Origin of the sequence: Streptomyces sp. NPDC001843 (assembly GCF_042891955.1) — a bacterium.
Classification (GTDB): domain Bacteria; phylum Actinomycetota; class Actinomycetes; order Streptomycetales; family Streptomycetaceae; genus Streptomyces.
On the sequence record NZ_JBIATQ010000006.1, the window covers coordinates 85,793 to 111,666 of the forward strand.

Annotated in this window: 24 protein-coding genes; 17 read left to right on the plus strand and 7 right to left on the minus strand. The window is 73.1% G+C overall.

Going from position 1 to position 25,874, the window contains the following annotated elements; genetic code table 11:
• The first annotated feature begins 31 nt into the window (after nt 1-31).
• A complete protein-coding gene (locus tag ACFYZQ_RS16930) occupies nt 32-754 on the plus strand; it encodes a TetR/AcrR family transcriptional regulator C-terminal domain-containing protein (protein ID WP_389147616.1) in 723 nt (240 codons plus the stop codon).
• Between the two features lie 67 nt (nt 755-821).
• Here the strand turns inward: ACFYZQ_RS16930 and ACFYZQ_RS16935 are convergent, their stop codons facing one another.
• The 3 genes from ACFYZQ_RS16935 to hmgA form a co-directional block, all read right to left on the minus strand.
• Nucleotides 822-1,988: a type ISP restriction/modification enzyme gene (locus ACFYZQ_RS16935; protein ID WP_389147619.1), complete on the minus strand. Its 1,167-nt coding sequence runs from the start codon at nt 1,986-1,988 to the stop codon at nt 822-824.
• 610 nt (nt 1,989-2,598) lie between these two features.
• Nucleotides 2,599-3,345 carry a GntR family transcriptional regulator gene (locus ACFYZQ_RS16940; protein ID WP_389147622.1) on the minus strand — a complete coding sequence of 249 codons (747 nt, stop codon included), beginning with the start codon at nt 3,343-3,345 and terminating at the stop codon, nt 2,599-2,601.
• Between the two features lie 28 nt (nt 3,346-3,373).
• A complete protein-coding gene (gene hmgA / locus ACFYZQ_RS16945; RefSeq protein WP_389147625.1) occupies nt 3,374-4,699 on the minus strand; it encodes a homogentisate 1,2-dioxygenase in 1,326 nt (441 codons plus the stop codon).
• A gap of 165 nt (nt 4,700-4,864) precedes the next feature.
• Between hmgA and ACFYZQ_RS16950 the strand changes: the two genes are divergently transcribed.
• Both ACFYZQ_RS16950 and ACFYZQ_RS16955 read left to right on the plus strand, forming a co-directional pair.
• The gene (locus tag ACFYZQ_RS16950) at nt 4,865-5,464 is read left to right on the plus strand and encodes a hypothetical protein (RefSeq protein WP_389147628.1); all 600 of its coding nucleotides are present in this window, start codon (nt 4,865-4,867) and stop codon (nt 5,462-5,464) included.
• A 78-nt stretch (nt 5,465-5,542) separates the two neighbouring features.
• The gene (locus ACFYZQ_RS16955) at nt 5,543-6,163 is read left to right on the plus strand and encodes a TetR family transcriptional regulator (RefSeq protein ID WP_389147630.1); all 621 of its coding nucleotides are present in this window, start codon (nt 5,543-5,545) and stop codon (nt 6,161-6,163) included.
• Nucleotides 6,164-6,196: 33 nt separating this feature from the next.
• Here the strand turns inward: ACFYZQ_RS16955 and ACFYZQ_RS16960 are convergent, their stop codons facing one another.
• Nucleotides 6,197-6,397, minus strand: a complete 201-nt coding sequence (locus tag ACFYZQ_RS16960; protein ID WP_389147632.1) for a hypothetical protein — start codon at nt 6,395-6,397, stop codon at nt 6,197-6,199.
• 170 nt (nt 6,398-6,567) lie between these two features.
• Between ACFYZQ_RS16960 and ACFYZQ_RS16965 the strand changes: the two genes are divergently transcribed.
• From ACFYZQ_RS16965 to ACFYZQ_RS17000, 8 genes are all read left to right on the plus strand, one after another.
• Nucleotides 6,568-8,820 carry a molybdopterin oxidoreductase family protein gene (locus tag ACFYZQ_RS16965; protein WP_389147634.1) on the plus strand — a complete coding sequence of 751 codons (2,253 nt, stop codon included), beginning with the start codon at nt 6,568-6,570 and terminating at the stop codon, nt 8,818-8,820.
• Between the two features lie 133 nt (nt 8,821-8,953).
• Nucleotides 8,954-10,369 (plus strand): CitMHS family transporter, encoded by a 1,416-nt coding sequence (locus ACFYZQ_RS16970; RefSeq protein ID WP_389147636.1) that lies wholly within the window; start codon nt 8,954-8,956, stop codon nt 10,367-10,369.
• A 21-nt stretch (nt 10,370-10,390) separates the two neighbouring features.
• Nucleotides 10,391-11,638: an MFS transporter gene (locus ACFYZQ_RS16975; protein WP_389147638.1), complete on the plus strand. Its 1,248-nt coding sequence runs from the start codon at nt 10,391-10,393 to the stop codon at nt 11,636-11,638.
• Between the two features lie 102 nt (nt 11,639-11,740).
• Complete coding sequence (locus ACFYZQ_RS16980; RefSeq protein ID WP_389147640.1) at nt 11,741-12,529, plus strand: hypothetical protein; 789 nt, start codon at nt 11,741-11,743, stop codon at nt 12,527-12,529.
• Nucleotides 12,516-13,148: a class F sortase gene (locus ACFYZQ_RS16985; RefSeq protein ID WP_389147643.1), complete on the plus strand. Its 633-nt coding sequence runs from the start codon at nt 12,516-12,518 to the stop codon at nt 13,146-13,148. The genes ACFYZQ_RS16980 and ACFYZQ_RS16985 overlap by 14 nt, the downstream gene beginning before the upstream one ends.
• A gap of 199 nt (nt 13,149-13,347) precedes the next feature.
• A complete protein-coding gene (locus ACFYZQ_RS16990; protein WP_389147645.1) occupies nt 13,348-14,688 on the plus strand; it encodes an ABC transporter ATP-binding protein in 1,341 nt (446 codons plus the stop codon).
• Nucleotides 14,689-14,830: 142 nt separating this feature from the next.
• Nucleotides 14,831-16,219, plus strand: a complete 1,389-nt coding sequence (locus ACFYZQ_RS16995; RefSeq protein WP_389147648.1) for an aldehyde dehydrogenase family protein — start codon at nt 14,831-14,833, stop codon at nt 16,217-16,219.
• A 15-nt stretch (nt 16,220-16,234) separates the two neighbouring features.
• Entirely contained in the window at nt 16,235-17,317 is a 1,083-nt protein-coding gene (locus ACFYZQ_RS17000; RefSeq protein ID WP_389147651.1) for a zinc-binding dehydrogenase, read from the plus strand.
• A gap of 4 nt (nt 17,318-17,321) precedes the next feature.
• Here ACFYZQ_RS17000 and ACFYZQ_RS17005 read toward each other — a convergent pair whose 3' ends face one another.
• Both ACFYZQ_RS17005 and ACFYZQ_RS17010 read right to left on the minus strand, forming a co-directional pair.
• Complete coding sequence (locus tag ACFYZQ_RS17005) at nt 17,322-18,272, minus strand: DMT family transporter (RefSeq protein WP_389147654.1); 951 nt, start codon at nt 18,270-18,272, stop codon at nt 17,322-17,324.
• Nucleotides 18,273-18,438: 166 nt separating this feature from the next.
• The gene (locus ACFYZQ_RS17010; RefSeq protein ID WP_389147657.1) at nt 18,439-19,149 is read right to left on the minus strand and encodes an ArsR/SmtB family transcription factor; all 711 of its coding nucleotides are present in this window, start codon (nt 19,147-19,149) and stop codon (nt 18,439-18,441) included.
• Between the two features lie 108 nt (nt 19,150-19,257).
• On the opposite strand from ACFYZQ_RS17010, the gene ACFYZQ_RS17015 reads away from it, so the two are divergent.
• The 5 genes from ACFYZQ_RS17015 to ACFYZQ_RS17035 all read left to right on the plus strand — a co-directional run bounded on the left by ACFYZQ_RS17015 (nt 19,258) and on the right by ACFYZQ_RS17035 (nt 23,976).
• Nucleotides 19,258-19,815, plus strand: coding sequence for an RNA polymerase sigma factor (locus ACFYZQ_RS17015; RefSeq protein ID WP_389147659.1), 558 nt, complete (start codon nt 19,258-19,260; stop codon nt 19,813-19,815).
• Nucleotides 19,816-19,853: 38 nt separating this feature from the next.
• On the plus strand, nt 19,854-20,711 hold the full coding sequence (locus tag ACFYZQ_RS17020) for a zf-HC2 domain-containing protein (protein ID WP_389147662.1): 858 nt from the start codon (nt 19,854-19,856) through the stop codon (nt 20,709-20,711).
• Between the two features lie 84 nt (nt 20,712-20,795).
• Complete coding sequence (locus ACFYZQ_RS17025; protein WP_389147665.1) at nt 20,796-21,656, plus strand: ABC transporter ATP-binding protein; 861 nt, start codon at nt 20,796-20,798, stop codon at nt 21,654-21,656.
• Nucleotides 21,653-23,284, plus strand: a complete 1,632-nt coding sequence (locus tag ACFYZQ_RS17030; protein WP_389147667.1) for an ABC transporter permease — start codon at nt 21,653-21,655, stop codon at nt 23,282-23,284. The genes ACFYZQ_RS17025 and ACFYZQ_RS17030 overlap by 4 nt, the downstream gene beginning before the upstream one ends.
• The gene (locus ACFYZQ_RS17035) at nt 23,281-23,976 is read left to right on the plus strand and encodes a hypothetical protein (protein ID WP_389147669.1); all 696 of its coding nucleotides are present in this window, start codon (nt 23,281-23,283) and stop codon (nt 23,974-23,976) included. The genes ACFYZQ_RS17030 and ACFYZQ_RS17035 overlap by 4 nt, the downstream gene beginning before the upstream one ends.
• Here the strand turns inward: ACFYZQ_RS17035 and ACFYZQ_RS17040 are convergent.
• A complete protein-coding gene (locus ACFYZQ_RS17040) occupies nt 23,960-24,601 on the minus strand; it encodes a TetR/AcrR family transcriptional regulator (protein WP_389147672.1) in 642 nt (213 codons plus the stop codon). The two genes, ACFYZQ_RS17035 and ACFYZQ_RS17040, sit on opposite strands and share 17 nt — an antisense overlap.
• Nucleotides 24,602-24,691: 90 nt before the next feature.
• On the opposite strand from ACFYZQ_RS17040, the gene ACFYZQ_RS17045 reads away from it, so the two are divergent.
• Entirely contained in the window at nt 24,692-25,843 is a 1,152-nt protein-coding gene (locus ACFYZQ_RS17045) for an acyl-CoA dehydrogenase family protein (RefSeq protein ID WP_389147674.1), read from the plus strand.
• Nucleotides 25,844-25,874: the final 31 nt, after the last annotated feature.

A 25,874-nucleotide genomic window follows, 5' to 3' on the forward strand; every position in this document is an offset into this window, starting at 1 on the left:
GTAACTACGATGGTGGGCGAGGTGATGACCTATGGCGGGCCGAGCGGCCGAACCCGAAGTGATCTGGGCGCGCCCCGAGCGGACGGGCCGGGGGCCGAAGCCCGCGTACAGCCGCGCCGACATCGCGGCCGCGGCGGTCCGCATCGCCGACGCGCAGGGACTTGACGCGGTGTCGATGCGCCGGGTGGCCACCGAGCTGGGCTGCGGCACGATGTCGCTCTACAACTACGTCCCGCGCAAGGAGGACCTGTTCGAGCTGATGATGGACGCCATCAGTGCCGAACACGAGCTGGGGGAGCCGTCGGGGGACTGGCGTGCGGACATGCTGCGGATGGCCCACCAGGCGCGGGCGCTGGTTCACCGGCATCCCTGGATCATCCGGCTCATCTCGGGCGTCTACGCCTTCACGCCCAACGCGCTGCGCTATTTGGAGTGGTGTCTGGCCTGCCTGGATCCCCTGGAGGCGCCCTACGGCACGAAGGTCGAGCTCGTGGCGATGGTGAACGGGGTCGTCGCGACGTCCGTCTCCAACGAGCTGGCGGTGGCGGAACGGGCGCGGACGCTGCCCTGGTCGGTGGAGCAGGAGAACGCCGCGCGGGCGGCGTACGTGGGGAGCCGGATCGCCAGTGGCGAGTACCCGCGGCTGGCCGCGGCGTTGGCCGAGGATCCGGGACCGGCGGATCCGGACGCGGTGTTCGAGCGGGTGGTGGGGCGGATGCTGGACGCCTTCGATCCGGCGCGGGGCGGCCGGTGAGGGAGGACACCGAGGACGAGGACCGACGCACCACGCCGCTTCATGCAGTTGTCCGGTCTGTCGGGCACTAGAGCAGCGCGAACTGGCCTTCCGGGCCCTCCTCGTGGTGGTCGAGGACGGAGGCGGGGCGGCGGGCCCACTCCGGAGGCGGGAGTACGCCGGCCCTGCGGAGGTCGGTGGCTGTGACGGGTGTCGTCGGCTCCAAATCCTGCTGCTGCGGCTCCAGTTCCGCCAGCAGCGCGAGCACCGTGATCAGTTCCAGCAGCTCCGACGTCCAGGTCTGCGGCCAGGTGCGGGGGCGGATCGCGGACAGGGTGCCGGGCTCGGCGGGTGCGGTCCGGGCCGCGAACCACTCCTCGACGACCCGGACCCCGGACACCTCGAAGTCCCAGGCATCCGGGGGCACCGGTGCGATGCGGCCCTCGTCGAGGTGGAGGGTCTCCTCCTCGCGGTCGTAGTGGAGAGTGAGGGGGAGCGCGGGCAGGGGAGCGCGGACGTAGGGGCGGCGGCCACCGGGGAGTTTGGGCCGTTCGCCGTCGCGGCGCATGAGCCAGAGCATGCGGTGGCCCAGCCGCACGCCCCGGGACCAGAGTCCGGCATCGCCGGTGAGCGGGACGGTGAGGTCCGGGCGGGTCGAGGCCAGGATCCAGGCGAGGACGTCCAGCGGGGTGGGGGACAGGCCCAGGTGGGCGGCCAGGAAGTCCCGCAGGCCCGGCGCGAGATTGGGCTCCTCGCCGCCGGGGCGCCGGTACAGGGGGCGGATACGGCCGGGGCGCAGGAGGGGCAGGTGCGAGGTCGCCAGGAGCGGCGAGCCCAGGGCGGGGGAGTCCCCGGCCGTCTCCACCGTGAACACCTGCTGGCCGTCCGCCACCCTCCACAGCTCGGGGCGGGCCGTGTCCAGCAGGCGGTGGTCGGGGATCAGCCACTGCTCGTCGAAGGGGGCCGCCAGCACACGCACCGGCTCCGGGCAGGGTCCCGAGGCCCGCACCAGCTTCTCCGTGCCGCTCGACTGGCCCGGCAACTGCCCCACCGCCGAGTGCGGCGTACGCGAGCGCGTCGGCTCGAACAAGGCTTCCCGCTCCGGGCCGTCGGCCTTCAGCAGGGCCTCCCAGCGGGCCTTCAAGGAAGCCGGGTCGGGCGCCGTCGGCCAGGCGCGGCCCGGCCGCAGCGGTGCGACGGACCACGGCATGAGGTCCGCCAGCAGCGGAGCGTCGTCGTGCGTCACGCTGGGCATCGTACGGCAGCACACCAAAGGGACGCGGGCCTGCATTCGACATGCGCCCCGGCCCCACCGCCCCGGCCACGGCGAACCCGCAGACGGTCGACGTCCCGCCGCGGCGAGCCGGCCGACAGCCCTCGCGTCCCCGCGACGCGGGCGGGCCGGCCGCGGCGAGCCGGCAGGCGGCCGACGGTCCACCGCGCCCCCGCAACGCGGGTGGCCCTGTCGGGCGGCTGCACCGTTCGCGGTGAATCGGCAGACGGCACGCGGGTGACGCTGTCGTGCGGACGTGCTGGTCGCGGCCGACCCGGCAGGAGGCCGGCGGCCCATTGTGTCCCCGCCCGGCGGACGGGCCGGCCACGGTGCATCAGTAGGTGACCGCGGCCCATCGCATCGCCGCCCGTCGGCGGGACGGCCGCGGCGAGCGGGCAGGCGGTCGGCGGTCCGTCGTCGCCCTGCCCCGCAGGCGGCCTGGCTACGGGAGCCGGCGGGCGGCCCGGCCAGCGGCTCGCGGGCCATCACGGCGCTCCCTGGTGGGCGGGCCGGTTACGGCGAACCGGCAGGCGGTCGATCCGGCGAATCCGCAGGCGGCCGCCGACCCATCGTGCCCCCGTCGGTGGAGCCGCTACGCGTCCAGGGTGACCGTGAAGGAGAAGCGGTCGCCGCGGTAGTGGATGACCGCCACGTCGAGCACTCGGCCCGCGGCGTCGTAGGTCACGCCCGTGTAGTGCAGTATCGGGCTGAGCAGCGGCACTTGGAGCAGTCGCGCCGTCTCGGGGTCGGCCAGCCGGGCCTCGACCGTGTCCGTGATGCGGCTGATGTCCGCCCCGACCACGTCCCGCAGCACCTTGGTCATCGGCCAGCGGACCAGGTCCTCCGGGTCGATGCGGCGGGCCAGTTCGGGGCGGACGTGGTTGTACGCGTGGTTCGTCGGTTCGCCGGTCTTCTCGTCGCCGCGCAGCCGGTGGTACGTCGCCACCTCCGCCAGGTCCGGGAAGTACGGGACGAGTTCGCTCGGCACGGGCGCGCGGCCGTGGTCCAGCAATTCGGTCGTCATCCCGGACTGCTGGGCCACGATCGCGTCCACCGAGCCGAGCAGCCGCACCGGAGCGCTCCGCCTCGCGTCCGGCTCGATGAACGTGCCCCGCCGGCGATGCCGGGTGATCAGCCCCTCGTCCTCCAGCTCCTTCAGCGCCTGCCGCATGGTCAGCACGCTCACCCCGTAGTGCTCCGCCAGCCGTTCCTCGGTGGGCAGGCGCAGCGGGTCCCGGGCCGAGCGGCCGAGGATGGAGGCGCGCAGCGACTGCGACACCTGGTACCACAGCGGCAGCTTGCGGTTCAGGACGATGGAGTCCGGGGCGAAGGAGGTCACGGGGCTATCCGTACCGGTCGGGAGTCGTTCAGCGCAACGGACGGAAGTGCCGCTCCAGGCCCCGCCAGACGTCGTCGTAGCCCTGCTGGAGATGGTCGGCCCGCGCCGCGTGCGGGGCGAGCGTCACCGGCCAGCGCGTCTCGAACATGAACGCCAGCCCGTCGTCGACCTTCCGCGGCTCCAGCTCGGCCGCGCTCGCCCGGTCGAAGGTCTCCCGGTCCGGGCCGTGCGCCGACATCATGTTGTGCAGCGAGCCGCCGCCCGGCACGAACCCCCCCTCCCCGGCCGTCTTCGCGTCGTACGCGCCCTCGATCAGCCCCATGTACTCGCTCATCACGTTCCGGTGGAAGTACGGCGGCCGGAAGGTGTCCTCGCCCACCAGCCAGCGCGGCGCGAAGACCACGAAGTCGACGCCCGCGAGACCGGGGGTGTCGGACGGCGAGGTCAGCACCGTGAAGACGGACGGGTCGGGGTGGTCGTACGAGATCGAGCCGATCACGTTGAAGCGGCGCAGGTCGTACACGTAGGGCACGTGGTTGCCGTGCCAGGCGACGACGTCCAGCGGCGAGTGGTCGTACGTCGCCCGCCAGAGGTTGCCGCAGAACTTGTTCACCACCTCCACCGGGCCCTCCACGTCCTCGTACGCGGCGACCGGCGCGCGGAAGTCGCGGGGGTTGGCCAGGCCGTTCGCACCGATCGGGCCGAGGTCGGGCAGGCGGAAGGGGGCACCGTAGTTCTCGCACACGTAACCCCGGGCGGAGGTGTCCAGCAGCTCCACGCGGAAGCGCACGCCACGCGGCACCAGTGCCACGTGGCCCGGCTCCGCGTGCAGCAGCCCGAACTCCGTGCGCAGCAGCAGCCCGCCCCGTTCCGGCACGATCAGCAACTCTCCGTCGGCGTCGCTGAAGACGCGGTCCATCGAGGAGTCGGCGTGATACAGGTGCACGGCCATACCGGTGCGCTGGGTGGCGTCCCCGTTGCCGCCGAGCGTCCACAGGCCCGCCAGGAAGTCGGTCCCGGCGGGCGGCTCGGGCAGCGGGTTCCAGCGGAGCCGGTTCGGGTCCGGAACGGTCTCGGTGAAGGGCGCCGTGCGGATCGCGCCGTTGCCGGTCCGGGTGAAGGGGGGATGCGCGGCCGAGGGGCGGATGCGGTACAGCCACGAGCGGCGGTTGTGCGCCCTGGGCTCGGTGAACGCCGTACCGCTGAGCTGCTCCGCGTACAGCCCGAGCGGTGCGCGCTGCGGTGAGTTGCGGCCCTCGGGCAGGGCGCCCGGCACCGCCTCCGAGACGTGCTCGTTGCCGAATCCGGACAGGTAGGCCAGTGCTTCCGCGGTCTTCCGCGCGTCCCCGCTCATGATCGCTCCTTTGCGGACCGTATTCCTATGCACCACCGTAGGATTGCGTTTTCCCGGGCGCAAGAGGGGCCGGGTCTCGAGCCGGGTCTCCTACGGGAGAGGTAGGGGCGGAACCAGACTTCAGAAGGATTCGTACGCCGGTGCGGTTGTTCTACAGTCCCGAACATGTCGTGGAAGCGGGGACTGCTCGCCACGCTCGTCGTCTGCGTTCCGCTGCTGCTCGGACCGGCGGGCTGCGGCACGAGCGACTCGAACGAACGCAAGGACGGGGAATCGCCCACACCGGTGGGGAAGGTCCTCGACGAGACGGACCGGGAAGGACGGCACTACCGTGAGGTCGGCAAGGGCGGGGCCCCCGACGTCGGCGTCGAGGTGGCACCCGACGCCGGCGGGAGCTGGGACGTACGGCTGACCCTCCACCACTTCCGTTTCTCCGCGCCGGGCGTGCGGGCGCACGCGGTCGCCGGCCGGGGCCTCGTCTACCTCTTCGTCGACGGCGGCCAGGTCACCCGGCTGCGCAGCCCTGAGTACCGCCTCGCCGCCCGCCTCGTCCCCCGCGGCACCCACCATGTCACCGCCCGCCTGTACGCGGACGACGGCACGGTGTGGGCGGTGCACGGCAAGCCGGTCGAGAGCACCGCCGACATCACGGTGTCCGCGACCGAGGCGAAGGCGATGCCGGAGTCGACGCCGAAGGCGAGGCCGAAGACGACGCCGGCCGCGAGCCCCACTCGCGCGACGGGCACCGCGCCCCCGGCGGGGTGACCCGGGCGAGGTGAGTGTAGTGGCCATCCGTCTCCGTACCCGGGGGCGAGGTTCACCGGACTCTCATGGAGAGGCATCATGAAGCCCGTGCCCCATGACGCGACATCGCTGCGCCGTGCCCCCGTGCAGCGGCGCAGCGCCGAACGGCTGACCAGGATCCTCGACGCCTGCGCCGACCTCCTCGACGAGGTCGGCTACGACGCGCTCAGCACCCGGGCCGTGGCGCAGCGGGCCGGTGTGCCGATCGGCTCGGTCTACCGCTTCTTCGGCAACAAGCGGCAGATGGCCGACGCCCTCGCGCAGCGCAACCTCGAGCGGTACTCCGAACGTGTCACCGAGCGCCTGAAGGACGAGCGGGTGGGGGACTGGCGGGCGGCCATGGACGCCGTCCTGGACGAGTACCTCGCCATGAAGCGCACCGCCCCCGGCTTCTCCCTCGTCGACTTCGGCAACCAGATCCCGGTCGGCGCCCGCCACGCCGAACCCAACCGCCGCGTCGCCGACCGTCTCACCGACCTGCTCTCCGGCTATCTGGACCGTGAGCCCGACGAAGACCTGCGCCGCACCTTCCTGGTGGCCGTCGAGGCCTCGGACACCCTGGTCCAACTGGCCTTCCGGGTCGACCCGGAAGGCGACGAGGCGATCATCGGCGAGACCCGGGAGTTGCTGAGGGCGTATCTGGGGCGCGTGCTGGACTGAGGTGCCGCCCCGCCCGGGCGGGTGGCACGCGGCTCAACGCCGACGTCGGCGCGGTAGCAGTGCGCTGAGCGTCGCGCACACGAGCGCGCCGAGCAGGATCCCGGCCCACGGCACCCCGCCCGGCCGGTGCGTGAGCGTCACGTACGCGTATGCTCCGAGGCCGGCGCCCACCAGGAAGAACGCGAAGCCGCGAAGCGCCGACCACCACATGGGGCGGCGCATGCCCGAAGTCATGCCGGCATTGTCCACGCTCCGGGAGTCGGGGTGCCCGGCAGGGCTCCACGGGCCGCGGCGGCGCCGGGTCGGCCACTCCTTCACATCACCCCCTCCCCCTCGGGCATACCGGTCGGTATGCTCAGCCCGGCCGATGCGCCCAGGCCGCCGCCACCCCACCGGGAGGACCCGTGTCCCGCACCGCCCTGCGAATCTGCCCCCTGTGCGAGGCCACCTGCGGCCTGACACTCACCATCGACGGGACCCGGGTCACCGGCGCCCGGGGCGACCGCGACGACGTGTTCAGCAAGGGATTCATCTGCCCGAAGGGCGCCTCCTTCGGGGCAGTCGACGGCGACCCGGACCGGCTGCGCGCACCGCTGGTACGCAGGGGCGGCGAACTGCGCGAGGCGAGCTGGGAGGAGGCCTTCGACGCCGTCGCCGCAGGTGTCCGACCCGTCGTCGAGCGGTACGGGGCGGACTCCGTCGGCGTGGTCCTCGGGAACCCGAACGTGCACACCATGGCCGGCGCCCTCTACCCGCCCGTCCTGCTCGCCGCGCTGCGCACCCGCAGCCTGTTCACCGCCTCCACGGTCGACCAGATGCCCAAGCACGTCTCGAGCGGGCTGCTGTTCGGCGACGCCAACGCCATCCCCGTGCCGGACCTCGACCACACCGACCACCTGCTGCTGATAGGCGCCAACCCGCTGGAGTCGAACGGGAGCCTGTGCACGGCTCCCGACTTCCCCGGCAAGCTGAAGGCGCTCAAGGCCCGAGGCGGCACCCTCACCGTCATCGACCCGCGCCGCACCCGCACCGCCAAGCTCGCCGACCGGCACATCGCGATCCGCCCCGGCACCGACGCACTGCTCCTGGCGGCCATGGCATACGTCCTCTTCGAGGAAAAGCTGGTCGACCTGGGCGAGTTGACGCCGCACGTCCAAGGGGTCGACGAAGTGGAGGCCGCCGTCGCGGACTTCAGCCCGGACGCGGTGGCCGACGCCTGTGACGTGGCGGCCGCCGAGATCCGTACCCTCGCCCGCGAACTCGCCGCCGCCCCCACCGCCGCCGTCTACGGCCGCATCGGCAGCTGCACCGTCCCGCACGGCACCCTCGCCAGCTGGCTCGTGGACGTCCTCAACGTCCTCACCGGCAACCTCGACCGTCCCGGCGGCGCCCTCTTCCCGCAGGCGGCCACCGACAGGACTCCGCGGCCCGCCGGACCCGGGCGCGGGTTCGTGCTCGGCCGCTGGTCGTCGCGGGTGCGCCGGCACCCGGAGGCGAAGGGCGAGTTGCCGCTCTCCGCGCTCGCCGAGGAGATCGACACCGCCACCGAGGAAGGGGAGCCGGTCCGGGCCCTCATCACCGTCGCCGCCAATCCGGTGCTGTCGGCCCCGGACGGCGACCGGCTGGACAAGGCCCTGGACTCCCTCGACTTCATGGTCAGCGTCGACCCCTACCTGAACGAGACCTCGCGCCACGCGCACGTCGTGCTGCCCCCGCCGCCGCCCTCGCAGAGCCCGCACCACGACTTCGCCTTCAACACCCTCGCCGTGCGCAACCAGGTCCGCTACACCCGCCCCGCCGTCCCCCTCGAGCCCGGCCGGATGGCCGAGACCGAGATCCTCGCCCGGCTCATCCTCGCCGCGACCGGCATGCACGGCGCCGACCCGGCGGCGGTCGACGCCATGGTGATCGACCAGACCCTCGGCAAGGCCGTGCAGGACCCGCACTCCCCGGTGCACGGACGCGACCCGAAGGAACTCGCCGCACAGCTCACCGGCGTGAGCGGCCCGGAGCGGCGACTGGACATGATGCTGCGCCTCGGCCCCTACGGCGACGGCTTCGGCGTACGGCCGGACGGGCTGAGCCTGGCCCGGCTCCTCGAACACCCGCACGGCATCGACCTCGGCCCGCTCCGCACGCGTCTGCCGCAGCCACTGAAGACCAGGAGCGGCAAGGTCGAGCTGCTGCCCCAGCCCATCGCCGACGACCTGCCCCGGCTGCGCGCGGCCCTGCGCGAGCGTGCCGACGGGCTGGTCCTGGTCGGCCGTCGGCATCTGCGGTCCAACAACAGCTGGATGCACAACGTGCCCGCCCTGACCGGCGGCACCAACCGCTGCACGCTCCACATCCACCCCGCGGACGCCGAACGCCTCGGCGTGCGGGACGGGGCGGCGGTCCGCGTCAAGGGCGCCGGGGGAGAGGTGACCGCCCCGGCCGAGGTCACCGAGGGGGTGCGGCCGGGAGTGGTGAGCCTGCCGCACGGCTGGGGCCACGACCGGCCCGGCACCCGGCTCAGCCACGCCGCCACCGACCCCGGCGTCAACGTCAACCAGCTCCTCGACGGCAGCCTGCTCGACCCGCTGTCCGGCAACGCGGTCCTGAACGGCGTGCCCGTGGAGGTCGCCGCCGTGACCGAAAAACTCAAGCCTGTGACCTGAGCAAAGCCGTGACCTGGACTTTCGCGCTTATTGCTCGCACGTCAACGTCTTGTTAACGCCGTTTGAACGGACCTAACGTCGTCGCACCGCCTGCCCGGTGGAATGTTCAAGGGCGAACGTTAGGTATCCACTCATGCTGACCATCCTCGGCTTCGCCATGATCGCGACCTTCCTGGTCCTGATCATGCTGAAGAAGATGTCGCCGATCGCGGCGCTCGTGCTGATCCCCGCGCTGTTCTGCGTGTTCGTCGGCAAGGGCGCGAAGCTCGGCGACTACGTCCTCGACGGCGTCACCAGCCTCGCGCCCACCGCGGCGATGCTCATGTTCGCGATCGTCTACTTCGGTGTGATGATCGACGTCGGGCTCTTCGACCCGATCGTCCGGGGCATCCTGAAGTTCTGCAAGGCCGACCCGCTGCGGATCGTCGTCGGCACCGCCGTCCTCGCCGCGATCGTGTCGCTCGACGGCGACGGCTCCACCACCTTCATGATCACGGTCTCGGCGATGTACCCGCTGTACAAGCGCCTGAAGATGAGCCTGGTCGTGATGACGGGTGTGGCCGCCATGGCGAACGGCGTGATGAACACCCTGCCCTGGGGCGGACCGACCGCCCGCGCCGCGACCGCGCTGAAGCTGGACGCCAGTGACATCTTCGTGCCGATGATCCCGGCCCTGGCCGTGGGCCTGCTGTTCGTCCTCGCGCTCTCGTACGTCCTCGGCCACCGCGAGCGCAAGCGGCTCGGTGTGCTGACACTGGACGAGGCGCTGGTGGAGGAGCCGGAGACGGAGACCGTCCTGGTGGGCGCCGGTTCAGGCAAGGGCACCGGTTCCGGCCAGGCCCCGGTGCGCACCGGTGGTGCGGGCTCCGGTACCGACGCGGACGCCCCCGAGGGCGAGGACGACGGCCTGCAGGGCCTCGACCCGGGCCGGCCCACCCTGCGCCCCAAGCTGTACTGGTTCAACGCGCTCCTCACGGTCGCCCTGCTCACCGCCATGATCATGGAGTGGCTGCCGATCCCGGTGCTGTTCCTGATCGGCGCGGCCCTCGCGCTGACCGTCAACTTCCCGCACATGCCGGACCAGAAGGCCCGACTCGGCGCGCACGCCGAGAACGTCCTCAACGTCTCCGGCATGGTCTTCGCCGCCGCCGTCTTCACCGGCGTCCTGCAGGGCACCGGCATGGTCGACCACATGGCCGAGTGGCTGGTCGCCAACGTCCCCGACGGCATGGGGCCGCACATGGCCTTCGTCACCGGTGTGCTGAGCATCCCGCTCACGTACTTCATGTCCAACGACGGCTTCTACTTCGGCATCCTCCCGGTGCTCGCCGAGGCCGGCCACGCGCACGGCGTCTCCTCCCTGGAGATCGCCCGCGCCTCCCTCGTCGGCCAGCCGCTGCACATGTCCAGCCCGCTCGTCCCGGCCGTGTACGTGCTCGTCGGCATGGCCAAGGTCGAGTTCGGCGACCACACCCGGTTCGTGGTCAAGTGGGCGGCCCTGACCTCGCTGGTGGTACTCGGCGCGGGAATCCTGTTCGGCATCATCTGATCTCCACGGAAGGGAACGTCCATGGGGCCCGGTGGGAACCGCGGCTGGCTGCTCCGCCTCGTCATCGCCTTCGGCTTCGCGCAGGGGGCGGTGTCGATGGCCCGGCCCGCCGTCTCCTACCGGGCCCTCGCGCTGGGCGCGGACGAGCGGGCGGTCGGTGTGATCGCGGGCGTGTACGCCCTGCTTCCGCTCTTCGCGGCCGTACCGCTCGGCCGCCGCACCGACCACGGCCGCTGCGCACCCCTGCTGCCGGCCGGCGTGGTGCTGATATCCGGCGGCTGCGTACTCAGCGGCCTCGTCGGCTCGCTGTGGGCGATGGCGCTGTGGAGCGGGGTCATGGGTCTCGGCCACCTCTGCTTCGTGATCGGCGCCCAGTCGCTCGTGGCCCGGCAGTCGGCGCCGCACGAACAGGACCGCAACTTCGGCCACTTCACCATCGGCGCCTCGCTCGGCCAGCTGATCGGCCCGGTGGCGGCGGGCACGCTGATCGACGGCCTGGACATGGCGGGCTCCAGTGCGCTGGCCCTCGTGGTGGCGGGTGCGGGCGCGGCCGTCGCCTGCACGTCGCTGTGGCGCATCGAGGACCGTACGGCCGTCAGGGCCGGCGGCGGACGGGGCGAGCGCGTCGCGGTCGGCCGCATCCTCCGCGCCCGGGGAGTCCCCGCGGGCATGCTCATCAGTCTGTCCGTGCTGTCGGCCACCGACATCCTCACCGCCTATCTGCCGGTGGTCGGCGAGCACCGGGGCATCGCGCCGTCCGTGGTCGGCGTCCTGCTCAGCCTGCGCGCCGGTGCCACCATCGCCTGCCGGCTGGTGCTCACGCCGCTGCTGCGGCTGCTCGGCCGCTCCCTGTTGCTCACCGTGACCTGTCTGCTGGCGGCCGTGCTGTGCGCGGGGGTCGCGGTGCCGGTGCCGGTGTGGGCGCTCGGCCTGATGCTGACCGCGCTCGGCTTCTGCCTCGGCGTCGGCCAGCCGCTGTCCATGACGACCGTCGTCCAGGCCGCACCCGACGGCGCCCGTTCGACGGCCCTCGCCCTGCGCCTGACCGGCAACCGCCTCGGCCAGGTCGCCGCGCCCGCCGCCGCGGGCCTGGTCGCCGGGCTCACCGGGGTGGCGGCGCCCTTCGTGATGCTCGGAGCGCTCCTGCTGCTGTCGGCGGGCAGTGCCCTGCGGGCGCCGGGGGACCCGGCAAAGGCGCGGGACGCGGCCGAGCCCGGTGTGCACGAGCGCCGTGAAGGGCCCGCGTTGCGCCGGTCGGGCGACACCTGACGGCGCGTCGGGCGCGGTTGCCGCGAGGCTCGGGGTGGGTGTGAAAGAGAGTCAGATGAAAGGTCGATTTGTATGAAAATCGTCTGACTCGGAGGAGTACGCATGCCCACCTTGACACTCCCACCCGCCCTCGGCACCCGGCTCGGCGCCGCCGCCCTCACCGCCCTCTCCGCGGCGGGAGCCACCTGGCTGGCGACGCCGGCCGCCATGGCGCAAGGGGAAGCGGGCGACATCAGGATCCACCGGGTGGGCGTGCCGTTCGGCGTCTCGAAGGACGACCCCGTGGTCTGCCGGTTCTATCTCGACGCCGTCAACTTCGACTCCCTGCCGAGCGTCGCCTACCTCATCCAGGCGCAGCCGCCACTGCCCACCAGCGCGACCGTGACGGGCACCATCGCGCTCGGCCCCGGCTCCGGCGCCGGCCACACCGACCCGCTGGGGCTGGCCGACGGCCAGTACCGGCTCACCTGGACCGCGGGCAACACACCCAGGGAGAAGATCTTCCGCGTCGACTGCCACGACGGACGGGACGCCGGCCGTCCCGGGGCACCGGGTGACCCGGGCGGCAACGGGGCCGCCGCCAACGGGGCCGGCGGCAACGGGTTCGCCGGTAACGGGGGCCCCGGCAACCAGGGCGCCGACGGCAACGGGGACCCCGGCCGCATCGAGGACCACGGCGGCGACGACGACCACGGCCGCGACGCGGGAGCGGGAGCCGGCGGGCACGAGGACGGCGGGCCGAAGGGCGGCGTCCACGCCGGCGGCGGCGGCCTCGTCGACACGGCCGCGGCCTACACCCCGCTGACCGCGGCCGCGGCCGTGGGGCTGGTCGTGGTCAGCGGAGCCGTGTACCTCCGGCTGATCCGCCGGCGCCCCCATGGTGCCGCGTAGGCGCAGACGCAGGCCCTGGCATCGGACCCGGGCGTACCGCCTCACCAGGACGGCCGTGCTCGTGACCGTCCTGGTGACCGCGGTCCGGTGCGGCGGGCACGAGCAGCCGGAAGGAACGGACCCGGCGGCCCACGGGCGAGCCGCACCCCCGCCCCGGCCCCTGCCGCCGTCCCCGGCGACCACCCTGCGGGTCCCCTCCCTCGGGGTCGACGCGCCGATCGTCGGCGTACGGCTCGGCGCGGACCGCCAGTTGGAGACGCCGCCGCTGGACAAGCCCAAGCTCGTCGGCTGGTACCAGGACGGGCCCACCCCGGGCGAGACGGGCACGGCCGTGGCCGTCGGCCACCGCGACACCAGGACCGGCCCCGCGGTGTTCGCCGCCCTCGCACAGGTGCCGCCGGGCAGCCGCATCGAAGCCGGCCGTGTAGACGGCCGCACCGCCGTCTACACGGTGGACCGCGTCCGCGTCTTCGACAAGGACGACTTCCCCGACAAGGAGGTGTACGGCCCGAGCAGCCGCCCCGAACTACGGGTCCTCACCTGCGGCGGCCTCTACAACCGGAGGACGGGCTACACCAGCAACGTGGTCGTCTTCGCCCACCTGACCGCGACACGGTGAGCGCCGGACCGTCGGACGGGGGCGGCCCGGCCCCGCCGTCCGTCCTGCGCACATCCCGTCCGGTATCTCACCTGTCGGACGGGGACGCCCTGATCTCGCCCGATCCCTTCCGCCGGGCGCGCACATCCCGTTAGCTTCCGTGACGCACAGGCCTCATGCGTCCCGCAGGAGGCACGGGAGCGCCCCGGGGGCAGCCGACATGACACGCGCCATATCCCTGCACGACGTCAGCAAGGCCTACGAGCGAGGGCCCCGGGTGGTGGACGGGCTGGCGCTGGACATCGCGCCGGGGGAGTTCCTCGTGCTGCTCGGGCCGTCCGGGTGCGGCAAGTCCACCGTGCTGAGGATGATCGCCGGGCTGGAGGAGATCGACGAGGGGCAACTGCTCCTCGACGGCGAGTACGCCAACCACCTCACCCCGTCCGAGCGGAACATCGCGATGGTCTTCCAGAACTTCGCCCTGTATCCGAACATGACCAGCCGGGACAACATAGGTTTCCCGCTGCGCATCGAGGCCCCCGGCGATGATCCCGGGCCCCGGGTGGACGCCACCGCGCGCATGCTCGGCATCGAGGACCTCCTCGACCGCTTCCCCAGGCAGCTGTCCGGCGGCGAGCGCCAGCGCGTCGCCATGGGGCGGGCCATCGCCCGCCACCCCTCCGCCTTCCTCATGGACGAACCCCTCTCCAACCTCGACGCCAAACTGCGCAACCACCTGCGCGCCGAGATCGCCCAGCTCACCCGGGAGCTGGGCGTCACGACCGTGTACGTCACGCACGACCAGGCCGAGGCCATGTCGCTCGGCGACCGGGTCGCCGTCCTGCGGGGCGGCCTCCTCCAGCAGGTCGGCACCCCGCGCGAGGTGTACGCGCTGCCGCGCAACGTCTTCGTCGCCGCCTTCGTCGGCACCCCGCGCATCAACCTCCTGCGGGGTCTCGTCCGTGCCCCGCTGGACGGCGCGATGAGCATCAACCTCGGCAGACAGTCCCTGCCCCTGTTCGAACCCGTCTCCCTGGACCACCGCATGCTGCGCGTCCAGCAGGGCCGGGAGGTGATCGTCGGCCTGCGCTCGGAGGCGGTACGTATCGCCAAGCACAGCGCCGCCCGCCAGGGCGAGGTGCCGATCACCGGGCTGGTGCGGCACGTGGAGTTCCAGGGACACGAGATGCTGGTCCACCTCGACACGGGCTCACGCCCCGCCGTCGTACCCGACATGGAGGCCGCCCGCCCGAACGCCCGTCCCGCCCGGCGCCGCCACCGGGAGGGCGCCGGTGTCCTGGACCGGCTGAGGGAGCGCGCGGGCACGCTGCGCGCCGGCCCGGTGGTGGTCCTGGACGAACCGGCCGCCATCGAGACCGTTCCCGAGCCCCCGGAGGGCCGCCTGCCCGGCGACCTGGTGGTGCGCACCTCCCCCGACCTGCAGCTCCGCCACGGTATGCAGATCCCGCTCCTCGTCGACCTCGCCCATCTCTTCGTCTTCGACGACCGGGGCGAGCGCATCTCCCCGTCCCCCGCCCGGGTTCCGGACCTGGGAGAGTGAGTCGACGACAGGGCGTGCTGGCGCGCGAAAACTATCGCCGCTAGTTTGTGAGTCGTACGGGGGCCCACGAGCCGGATGGCGGCCCATGAGCCCGTACGGCGGCCCACGAGCCGGACGAAACGCCCGCCGGAAGGAAACAGCGATGAAGCCACACGACGGCCTCTACATAGACGGAGCCTGGCGCCCCGCCGCCGGCGGCGATCTGATCGAGGTCGTGAACCCGGCCGACGAGCAGGTCATCGGCCAGGTCCCGGCGGCCGGTGCCGAGGACGTCGACGCCGCCGTACGGGCCGCCCGCGCCGCCCTCCCGGGCTGGGCCGCCACACCCCCCGCCGAGCGGGCGGCCCGACTGGCCGCGCTGCGGGACGTACTCGTGGCCCGCCAGGAGGAGATCGCCGAGACGGTCACCGCGGAACTCGGCGCGCCCCTGAAGCTCTCGCAGGCCGTGCACGCCGCCCTGCCGATCGCGGTCGCGGGCTCGTACGCCGAGCTGGCCGCCACCCACCCCTTCGAGGAGAAGGTCGGCAACTCCACCGTCCACCTCGAACCGGTCGGCGTGGTCGGCGCGATCACCCCCTGGAACTACCCCCTGCACCAGATCGTCGCCAAGGCCGCCCCGGCGCTGGCCGCGGGCTGCACGGTCGTCCTGAAGCCCGCCGAGGACACCCCGCTCACCGCCCAGCTCTTCGCGGAGGCCGTGCACGAGGTGGGCGTACCGGCCGGGGTCTTCAACCTGGTCACCGGTCTCGGCCCGGTCGCCGGCCAGGCCCTCGCCGAGCACCCGGACGTCGACCTGGTCTCCTTCACCGGCTCCACCGCCGTCGGCAGGCGGATCGGCGCGGTGGCCGGCGGCGCCCTGAAGAAGGTCGCCCTCGAACTCGGCGGCAAGTCCGCCAACGTGATCCTGCCGAGCGCCGACCTCGCCAAGGCGGTCAATGTCGGCGTGGCCAACGTGATGAGCAACTCCGGCCAGACCTGCAGCGCCTGGACCCGCATGCTCGTGCACGCCGACCAGTACGACGAGGCCGTGGAGCTGGCCCGGGCCGCCGCCGCCAAGTACGGCGACCGCATCGGCCCGGTCGTCAACGCCAAGCAGCGCGACCGCGTGCGCGGCTACATCGAGAAGGGCCTCGCCGAGGGTGCCCGCCTGGTGGCCGGCGGCCCCGACGCCCCGCGCGAGCGCGGCTACTACGTCAGCCCCACCGTCTTCGCCGACGTCACCCCTGAGATGACCATCGCCCAGGAGGAGATCTTCGGCCCGGTCCTCACCGTCCTGAAGTACGTGGACGAGGAGGACGCCCTGCGCATCGCCAACGGCACGGTGTACGGCCTCGCCGGTGCCGTGTGGGCGGGCAGCGAGGCGGAGGCGGTCGCCTTCGCCCGCCGCATGGACACCGGCCAGGTCGACATCAACGGCGGCCGCTTCAACCCCCGCGCCCCCTTCGGCGGCTACAAGCAGTCCGGGGTCGGCCGGGAACTCGGCGCCCACGGACTCACCGAGTACCTCCAGACCAAGTCCCTCCAGTTCTAAGGGAGTTCGCGAGTCATGGCCGTACGAGCCGCCGTCCTGCCCGCCATCGGCGCACCCCTGGAGATCACCGGCGTCGAACTCCCGGACCCGGGCCCCGGGCAGGTCCGCGTCCGCCTCGCCGCCGCCGGGGTGTGCCACTCCGACCTGTCGCTGTCCAACGGCCGCCTGCGGGTGCCGGTCCCGGCCGTCCTCGGCCACGAGGGCGCGGGCACGGTCGTCGCCGTGGGGGAGGGCGTCACTCATGTGACCCCCGGCGCACGGGTGGTCCTCAACTGGGCCCCGTCCTGCGGCACCTGCCACGCCTGCACCCTGGGCGAGGTCTGGCTGTGCGCCAACGCCCTGAACGGCGCCGCCGACGTGTACGCCCGTACCGTCGACGGCACCGACCTCCACCCCGGGCTGAACGTCGCCGCGTTCGCCGAGGAGACGGTCGTCGCCGCGTCCTGCGTACTGCCCCTCCCGGAGGGCGTCCCGCTCGCCGACGCGGCCCTCCTCGGCTGCGCCGTCCTGACCGGCTACGGCGCCGTCCACCACTCGGCGCGGGTCCAGCCGGGCGAGACCGTCGCGGTGTTCGGGGTGGGCGGCGTCGGCCTGGCCACCCTCCAGGCGGCCCGGATCGCCGGGGCCGCGCGGATCGTCGCCGTGGACGTCTCCCCCGAGAAGGAGGAACTGGCCCGGGGTGCGGGCGCCACCGACTACGTCCTCGTCTCCGAGAACACCCCCCGGGACATCCGCGCCCTCACCGGCAAGCAGGGCGTCGACGTCTCCGTGGAGTGCGTGGGCCGCGCGGTCAGCATCCGCGCGGCCTGGGAGTCCACCCGCCGCGGCGGCCGTACGACGGTGGTCGGCATCGGCGGCAAGGACGAGCAGGTCACCTTCAACGCCCTGGAGATCTTCCACTGGGGTCGCACCCTGTCCGGCTGCGTCTACGGCAACTGCGACCCGGGCCGCGACCTGCCCGTGCTCGCCGAGCACGTACGGGCGGGCCGGCTGGACCTCGGCACGCTGGTCACCGAGCGGATCGCCCTCGACGGCATCCCGGCCGCCTTCGAGAACATGCTCGCCGGCAAGGGCGGCCGGGCGCTGGTGGTGTTCTGACCGGTCAGGACACCCGCTCGGATCGCGGCTCCGGCTCGGGGGCCGCGGCCCGGGCCGTCCGCGCCCGGGACCGGGAGACCGCCACACCCGCCAGGCACAGCACCCCGCCCGCCAGCGTCAGCGGGCCCGGCACCTCACCGAGCGCCAGCCAGGACATCAGGACGACCAGCGCGGGCACCGCGTACGTGGTCGCGCCCATACGGCTGGCGGTGGTGCGGGCGAGGGCGTACGCCCACGTGGTGAAGGCCAGCGCCGTCGGGAAGACGCCGAGGTAGACCATGTCGAGGGTGGCCGAGAGCGGGGCGTGGGCGGCGCCCTGGACCAGTTGCCCGGCGAACGGCAGACAGCACACCGCGCCCACCAGACACCCGAAGGTCGTCACCTGCAGGGCGCTCGCCGCACCCAGCGCCGGCTTCTGCGCCACCACCCCGGCGGCGTACGTCATCGCGGCGAGCAGGCACAGCGCCACTCCGAGCACCGAGGACCCGTCGCCCCCGGACATCGACAGCCCCACGGTCACGGCACCGGCGAACGACACCGCCATGCCCGCCAGCAGCCGCGGCGGCATCGGGTCCCCCAGCAGCCGGGAGCCGAGCAGCGCGATGAGCAGGGGGCCGATGTTCACCACCAGGGCGGCCGTACCGGCGTCGACCTGCTGTTCGCCCCAGTTGAGCACCACCATGTAGACGCCGAACCACAGCAGCCCCGATATGGCGATCCCGCGCCAGGCGGGCCTCGGCGGAACCCCCTCCCGCCGGACGAGACAGATCAGCCCGAGCACCAGCGCTCCGGACAACAGCCGTCCGAGCGCCAGCGCGCCCGGCGGGTACGCCGCGCCCGCGCTGCGGATGGACACGAACGCGGAGGCCCAGAGCACGACGGTGACGACGGCCGCACCAGCGGCGAGCACCTCGGGGCGGAGTCGGGTGGTCGGGGAAGGGGCGGGGTTCATCATGCTCCTCAGGCTAGGGACGGGCGGGGCGAAGGACCGGCGGAAAACGGACGAGGGCGGGGCCGCTCGGGCTGGGGGCGAGTCCACCTGCCAGGGGCGCGGGCAACTGCGCGACCGGCCCCCACGCACCCGCACCCGGGACGGCGCACGGCCGCGCCCCCCGACAGGGTCAGGGCAGTGCGGCCGCCGGGATGCCCAGCAGCGCGCTGAGCGCGCGCTCGCCCCGAGCCGTCAGCTTCACCGCCCGCTCGGAGCCGATGCGCACGCACCAGCCCGCCTCCAGGGCGTGCCGGCACAGGGCCGCGCCCGCGACCCCCGCGAGGTGAGGGCGGCGCTCCGTCCAGTCGAGGCAGGCGCGGGCGAGTGGCCGGCGCCCTCCGCGCTCCAGGGCGATACCGGCCGAACCGAACCAGGCCAGCCCGGCGTCCGTCAACGCGAACCCGGTGTCCTGGCGGAGCAGTCCGCGCTCGGTCAGCGCGTCCGTGACCGTGATGCCGAGCCGCCCGGCGAGATGGTCGTAGCAGGTGCGGCCGCGGGCCATCGCGGACCCGGCGCTCGACTCGCGCAGGGTGCGCGGGCGCCGGGCCGCGGCGGGCGCGACCTGGGCGGCCAGGTCCTCCACCAGTTGTGCCACCCGCGCGTCGGCCAGCCGGACGTACCGGTGCCGGCCCTGCCGTTCCTCGGCGAGCAGCCCGCCCGCGACCAGCTTGCCCAGGTGCTCGCTCACGGTGGAGGCGGCGACCCCCGCGTGCCGGGCCAGCTCACCCGCCGTCCAGGCCCGCCCGTCCAGCAGCGCCAGCAGACACACGGCCCGCGTCTCGTCCGCGATCAGCCCGGCGAGCCCCGCGAGCCCCGCTGCCTGGGGGTCCTTGGTGGTCATGCCCTCCAGCATGCGGCACGGACGGTTCGGTGGCCGCCGAAGTGTCCCTGCGGGAAGAAAATTCCCGGAACCGTGAACCGAACGGTCCCCCCGGTCCGATGAGGGAGCGTGGCGTACAAGGAGCGGCAGGAGCGCAGCGACGGACAGTTGCTGCGCGCGGTGGAGGACGGCGACAGCCGCGCCTTCGAGCTGCTCTACCGGCGCTACGAGCCGTGGCTGGTCGCCCGGCTCACGTACCGGTGCCCCGACGCCGGCATCGTGGACGACGTGGTCCAGGAGACCTTTCTCGCCCTGTGGCGCGGCAGCGCCCGCTACCGCGAGCAGGAAGGCGCGGACGCGGCCGGCTGGTTGTGGCGCATCGCCTCGCGACGGCTCGTCGACTTACAGCGCGGGCACGGAGCCAGGCAGCGGCTCCTGCAGGTGCTCGGCCGGTTCCGGCACCAGGCACACCCCTCCGCCGAGGACGAGGCGCTGCTCGGCCTGCCGCACGGTGAACTCGCGCAAGCGATGAGGAAGTTGCCCGTCGAGCTCAGGGCGGTACTGCAGGCCACCGTTGTCGAGGGCCTGACCACCGCGGAGGCCGCGGAGGCACTGCGCATCCCACCGGGAACCGTGAAGACCCGTGCCATGAGAGCACGTCGACGACTGAGGAAGGAACTGGCATGAGCGCCGCAGACCCAGCGGGAGCGGGGAAGGAGCAGGCGATGACCTCTCGGTCTCCCAGGGAGTCCCACCCACCGGGCCCCAGCCCTCATGTCCCGGAGACCGTGCTGCGGGCCTATGCGGCCGGGCGGCTGGACTCGCCCGGCCTCGCACGGACGGACACCCATCTGGCGAGTTGCACAGGCTGCCGGCGCCGGCTCGTCGCCGATGGAGACCGGGCGCGGACCGACGCCGGCTGGGCACGGCTCGACGCCGCCAAGGACGTTCCACAGCCGGGCTTGATCGAACGTGCCCTGGTGCGGCTCCGGGTTCCCGATCACACAGCACGCCTGATCTCCGCCACTCCGGCGCTGCGCCGCTCCTGGCTCACGGGAACCCTGCTCACGCTGCTGCTGGCGCTCGTCGTGGCCCGTCTGGGGCACGCCGTCTCCGCCACACTGCCCTTCCTCGTGGTGGCACCCGCCCTGCCGGTCGCCGGGGTGGCAGCCTCCTTCGGCCCGCGGGTGGACCCCATGTACGAGATGACACTCGTGGCCCCGCTGCACGGCCTGCGCCTGCTGCTTCCGCGTACCCTCACGGTGGTCGCCACCGCTCTGGTCCCCGCCGTGGCGACCGCTGTGGCCATGCCGGGTCCGGCCCTGCACGCGTTCGGCTGGCTCCTGCCGTCGCTCGCGCTCACCGCGCTCACCCTGGCGCTGTCCGTACGGCTCGATCCGGTGGTGAGCGCCGGGACGGTCGGCGGCGCCTGGACCTGCTGCGTCCTCCTCGCCTTCCGCCCGGTGCTGGACTTCCTGCCCTCCGTCGCGGGGCAGTTGTGCGCCGCGGCGGTCCTCTCGACGGCCGCGTTCGCCATCGCCGCGATGCGCACGCGCTACGCCCTGGCGGTCCCGGGGCACTGATCCCGCTTCCGTCCGACCCACCATCACGCACGACCCGACCCTGGGGGACCCGTACCGATGAGCCCGGCCGAACCGAGTCACACCATGAGCACAGCCGCAGTCGTGGTCCGCGAACTCACTGTGGACTACCGGAACTTCCGCGCACTGAGGGGTGTGTCGCTCAGCCTCGAGCCCGGCGTCACGGGACTCCTCGGGCCCAACGGCGCGGGCAAGACCACGCTGCTGCGTACGCTGGCGACGGCTTCCCCACCCGGCGGTGGGGACGTCCGCGTCCTGGGCATGGACCCGCGCACCCCGGAGGGCCGGCTCGCCATCCGCCGCCGTCTCGGCTATCTGCCGCAGGACCCCGGGTTCCATCCCTCCTTCACCGCCTTCGAGTTCGTCGACTACGTGGCCATCCTCAAGGAGATGACCGACCGGGCCGCCCGGCACCAGGAGGTTCTCCGGGTACTCGACGCGGTCGGAATGGCGGAGCGCCGGAGCAAGAGGATCAAGCAGTTGTCGGGAGGCATGCGCCAGCGGGTTGCGCTGGCCGCCGCTCTCGTCGGCGATCCCGGATTCATCGTTCTGGACGAGCCGACCGTCGGCCTCGATCCCGAGCAGCGGCTGCGTTTCCGGGAACTGATCGCCGACCTCGGCGACGGCAGGACCGTGCTGCTGTCCACTCACCAGACCGAGGACGTCGCCGCGCTCTGCCGCCGGGTCGTCGTACTCGACCACGGCACCGTGAAGTTCGACGGCGAACCGTCGGCCCTCGCCGGTGTCGCGACCGGCCGCGTGTGGAACGGCGCCGAACGGGACCCGCGGGCCCTCGCCGGCTGGCGCACCGGAGCCGGAAGCGTACGCAACATCGGCACGCCTCCGCCCGGCGCGACGCTGGTCGAACCGACCCTCGAGGACGGCTATCTGCTGCTGCTGGACGCCACCCAGAAGGATGCCGCATGACCGCCGGCGGTGAGGTGCCGCGCGTCGCCCCACCCGCATCCGGCGGCCGGGGTCCGGCACGCCGCGGGGTGCCGGCGCTGGCCCGAGTCGAGTCGGTGCGGCTGCTGCGCCACCCGGCCATGCTCGGCGGGCTCGGGGCGTGTCTTCTCCTCTGGGGACACGCCCTGGTCACCGGCGACGCCGCCAACCGGTACCCGGTGCTGCAGGACAGCTCCCGCCAGGTCCAGTTGCCCCTGCTGCTGATCGCCGCGGGAACCCTGCTCGCCGCGAACCTCGGTGCGCTGCGCAGCCGCAGGCACGGTGTGGAGCCGGTGTACGCGGTCACAGGCCTCGGCATCCGGGCCCGCACGCTGGCCCACCTGCTGGCGGTGCTGCCCGCCGTCGTCCTGTCGGCGCTGCTCGTCTGCGCACGCCTCGGCTACCTCGCGGCCAAGCCGGGCGCCGTCGGCACCATCCAGTGGGCCGAGGTGGCGACCGGGCCCGCCGTGGTGCTGCTCGCCGGAGTCCTCGGGGTACTGACGGCCGCTTCGAGTACGTCACCCGCCGCGGCTTCCCTGGTGGTGGCGGTGCTCGCGGTGTTCACCTTCGTCGCAGCCGTACAGAACACCGCAGACTGGCGCTGGCTCGCCGTCATCGCCGGCGAGGACGAGTTCGCGCAGCCGCTTCCGTCGGCTCTGATCGGCCGCCCGGCCGGCCGGCATCTGCTCTGGCTGACCGGGCTGAGCACGGTTTTCGCCTGCGCCGCACTGCTGCGCGGCAGGACGGACGAGGTGCCGGAGGGACCGCGCCGAGGCACCGGGGCCTTGTGGATGTGCACGGCGGCCGCCACGGTACTGGCCGTGCTTTCTGGCGTACTGCAGACGCGGGCGCTGCCCGATTCCGTCGTCCGCGCCCGGGCCGCGGCCACCGACCGTCCTGCCCGGCAGCAGAAGTGTGAGAAGCAGGGGAACGTGACGTATTGCGCCTTCCCGGAATTCACCGGCCGCGTCAAACAGTGGAACGGCGTGGTGCGCGGCATCCTCGCGCGGACGCCCGACGGCATCGCGACGGCACCGTACGCGGTGCGACAGCGCATCCTCCGGGCCGGCGCCGAGGCGCAGGACGGCGGACCGCTGCCGTCCGCCGCCTGGGAGGCCGACGACCGTCGGGCGGGCACACCCGCCGCCGTGCCCGTCGGCACGTGGTGGAGCGCGGGCAGCGCGGGCCAGGACGCGGAGAGCGACGCGGTGGCCGAGTTCTCCGCGATGTTCTCCTACCGTGTGGTGAGCGGATCGGTGCCGAAGGCCCCCCGGGTGAACACCGTCTGCGGTTCCCGGGCCGTCCTGACACTGTGGCTCGCCGCTCAGGCGTCCGGAGAGACCGCCGCCGCACTACGGGACCTCGAAGCCCGCAGCACGAGCGGGCTCACCCTGCTGGTACTGAACTCCGCCACCGGCCTCGGCTTCGAGCACCGGGAGACGCGGTTCGCCCAGGACCTGCTCGCACAGCCCGCCGACCGGATCGGCGCGCGGGTCAAGGCCTCGTGGCAGGAGCTGACCGCACCGGGCACCAGCACCGACCGCGCCGCCCAACTGCTCGGCGTGCGCGCCCCCGCGCGGGTCCCCGCTGACGAAAGCCCCTGCCGATGAGGACCGGGCGGCTGTGGCCGCTGCTTCTCCCGTACGCGCTGCGCTCCTCACGGAGGACACCGCTGCTGGTCTTCGGGTCGGTCGCGCTGCTGCTGGTCGGCGTCCCCGCGGCGGCGTCGGCCGGTCTGCGGCTCAGCGGCGCGGTGCTGCTGATACGCGCCGGCGCCGTGCTGCTCGCGGTGGGCGCCGCGTTCGTGCTGGACGACCCCGCCGCCGCCACGACAGAGGTGGTGCCGGTACCGCGCTGGGTGCCGCGCGCCGTGCGTGCCGCCATCGCGGTGGTGTCGGTCACGGCGCTCTGGACGGGCGTACTGGTCCTGGGCGCACGGGCGGTGGCACCGGAAGAACGCGACCTGCTGCCCGGATGGGGCCTCACCCTGGAAGCCGCCGGCCTGCTCGCCGCGGTGCTCGCGCTCGCCGCGCTGGGGCTCCGCCGCACCGCGGGCACGTCGGGCGGGACACTGGCGGCGCCGGGCGCGGTGCTGTGTGTCCTCGTCTGCGTACCGATCCCCCTGCCGACCGGACTGCAGCCGTTCGCCCAGCCCCTGTCGGCGGGCTGGGACCCGTCGCGCCGGCTGTGGGCCGCACTGCTGTGCGCGGCTGCCGGGACCCTGCTCGCCCTGATCGGGGAACCGTCGGCTTCCGCGGCGGCCACCACGAAGCGCCGCCGACTCCCTACCCGGCCCGGCTGAGCCGCTCGTACTGCCGCACCAGCCCGTCCAGCAGTGCCGTGAGACCCGTCTCGAAGGCCCGCTCGTCGATCTTCTCCGGCTGGTCGGCGAGGAGGTGGGCCTGGCCGAGGTGGGGGTAGTCGGCGGGGTCGTACGCGCTCTCGTCGTCGACGAAGCCTCCGGCGAAGGAGCCGAGCGCGGAACCCATGATGAAGTACCGCATCAGTGCGCCGATCGAGGTGGCCTGGGCCGGCGGCCAGCCCGCCTCGACCATCGCGCCGTAGACGGCGTCGGCGAGGCGCAGCGCGGCCGGGCGGCGGCCGGGGCCGCGGGCCAGCACCGGGACGATGTTGGGGTGGTCGCGCAGGGCCGCCCGGTAGGAGACGGCCCAGTCGTGCAGGGCGGTCCGCCAGTCCCTGCCGTCCTCGAACATCGTCAGGTCGACCTGCGCGCTCACCGAGTCGGCGACCGCCTCGAGGATCTCGTCCTTGGTACGGAAGTGGTTGTACAGCGAGGGCCCGCTCACGCCCAGTTCGGCCGCGAGCCGGCGGGTGGAGACGGCCGCGAGCCCCTCGGCGTCCACCAGTTCCCGTGCCGTCGTGACGATCCGGTCGGTGCTCAGAAGGGGCTTGCGCGGTCGGGCCATGGCGCACATAGTAGGGCTGCGACCGGAAACTAGCAGTGCTAATTTAAATGTACGGTTTTCAAGATCCGTCAATTGTGGGGTGACCTCGTCGTGAACCTGGAGCTCAGTGAGGAGCAGAGCGCCGTCCGGCAGTTGGCCCGGGACTTCGTGGAGCGTGACATCGCTCCCCACGTCGTCGCCTGGGACCGGGCGGAGGAGGTCGACCGGGGCATCGTGAAGAAACTCGGCGAGATCGGCTTCCTGGGGCTGACCATCGACGAGGAGTACGGCGGCTCGGGCGGTGACCACCTGGCGTACTGCCTGGTCACGGAGGAACTCGGACGCGGTGACTCGTCCGTGCGCGGCATCGTCTCGGTCTCGCTCGGTCTGGTCGCCAAGTCGATCGCCGCCTGGGGGAGCGAGGAGCAGAAGCGGCGCTGGCTGCCGGGGCTCACCTCCGGCGAGTACGTCGGCTGCTTCGGCCTGACCGAACCGGGCACGGGTTCCGACGCGGGCAACCTCACCACCCGTGCGGTCCGCGACGGTGACGACTATGTCGTGAGCGGCACCAAGATGTTCATCACCAACGGCACCTGGGCCGATGTCGTCCTGCTCTTCGCCCGTTCCACGGACGCCCCCGGCCACAAGGGCGTCTCCGCCTTCCTCGTGCCCACGGACACCCCCGGCCTGACCCGCCGCGCCGTCCACGGCAAGCTCGGCCTGCGCGGGCAGGCGACCGCCGAGCTGGTCCTGGAGGACGTGCGGGTACCCGCCTCCGCGATGCTGGGCGAGGAGTGGAGGGGCTTCTCCGTCGCCATGTCCGCGCTCGCCAAGGGCCGGATGTCGGTCGCGGCGGGCTGTGTCGGCATCGCCCAGGCGGCGCTGGACGCGGCGGTCCGTTACGCCGGGGAGCGCGAGCAGTTCGGCAGGAGCATCGCCCACCACCAGCTCGTGCAGGAGCTGATCAGCGACATCGCCGTCGACGTGGACGCGGCCCGGTTGCTGACCTGGCGGGTCGCCGACCTCGTGGACCGCGGCCTGCCCTTCGCCGTGGAGTCCTCCAAGGCCAAGCTCTTCGCCTCGGAGGCTGCCGTGCGCGCCGCCAACAACGCCCTGCAGGTCTTCGGCGGCTACGGCTACATCGACGAGTACCCGGCGGGCAAACTGCTCCGCGACGCCCGGGTGATGACCCTTTACGAGGGCACCAGTCAGATACAGAAGCTGCTCATCGGGCGCGCGCTGACAGGGGTTTCGGCGTTCTGAGTACCGGTCTGAGTACGCGGGCGGATGTGGC